Annotated in this window: 1 protein-coding gene; it reads left to right on the top strand. The window is 47.6% G+C overall.

Translation table 11 applies throughout. The features are described 5' to 3' along the window. Positions 1–524, top strand: a 524-nt coding sequence (locus tag KP705_RS16510; protein WP_215765036.1) for a hypothetical protein, incomplete at its 5' end; no start/stop codon positions are given. Positions 525–554 lie beyond the last annotated feature (30 nt).

Raw genomic sequence — 554 nt, 5'->3', positions numbered from 1 at the left:
GTGTCATCGTTGGTGATGAAATAAAATTCGAGCAGATGGAGAATAAGATTGTTGGGCTGATGCTCCCGCATCATGCTTTCTATAACGTCTCTGAACCCTGTCTTATGGTCCAGAATTATACGCAGACGCCTGACACTGAACTCGGCAAAAAGGCTCTCGAACTCATTGAAGTTGTCTCTAAGCGMCACCATCAGCAGGKTATCGAAAAACTCCAAAAAATTGGATGCGATGCTCTAACGGGGCGTAATCTGTTTGCGTTGCGTGGTTCGTGGGAGCTTGGCAACAGGGATATCAATGCGGTGGATGATTCCGCAAAAGCATATATGCTTGACACTTACACGATATCTCACATGGGTAGAGGTGGGGGTAGCGTCTTAGAAGATGGGATGCTGTCAAAGGTTCTCGACATAGAGCGTCTACAAGACCCCGTAGAGCTTGATGAGCCTCCTATTGAGGTTCCGGATTCCGAATACTTCGAAGCTAATCAGGACGCCTTTCAGGAGCTTGCAGACTGGTATCTTTGAAGCTCCGCAGGACCGACGACAATGTAATTG

It is taken from the genome of Gluconobacter sp. P1D12_c (assembly GCF_018812105.1).
In the GTDB taxonomy this organism is placed as follows: Bacteria; Pseudomonadota; Alphaproteobacteria; order Acetobacterales; family Acetobacteraceae; genus Gluconobacter; species Gluconobacter oxydans_A.
The sequence above is the reverse complement of the archived record's forward strand: the minus strand, read 5'-3'. Positions and strand labels throughout refer to the sequence as shown.